At 69.5% G+C, this 279-nt stretch carries 1 protein-coding gene; it reads left to right on the top strand.

From position 1 onward, the window contains the following. The coding region (locus EN804_RS36820; RefSeq protein WP_189602254.1) for a phosphatidylserine decarboxylase at positions 1-279 on the top strand (279 nt) is incomplete at both ends.

The following is a 279-nucleotide window of genomic DNA, read 5'->3' as shown; positions in this document are numbered from 1 at the left end:
CCTTCAACCAGTTCTTCACCCGCGCGTTGAAGCCGGGCGCCCGCGTGGCCGACGCCGATCCGCGCAGCCTGGTGATGCCGGCCGACGGCAGGATCAGCCAGCTCGGCAGGATCGAGGCCGGCCGCATCTTCCAGGCCAAGGGCCAGTCGTTTACTGCCGCCGAACTGCTGGGCAGCGGCGAGGCTGCCAAGCCTTACAACGATGGCCTGTACTCCACCGGGTACCTGTCCCCGCGCGACTACCACCGGGTGCACATGCCGTGGACCGGCACCCTGCGCG

It is taken from the genome of Mesorhizobium sp. M8A.F.Ca.ET.161.01.1.1, assembly GCF_004792105.1.
Lineage (GTDB): Bacteria > Pseudomonadota > Alphaproteobacteria > Rhizobiales > Rhizobiaceae > Mesorhizobium.
Note: the sequence above shows the minus strand (reverse complement) of the source record. Positions and strands in the feature narration are given on the sequence as shown.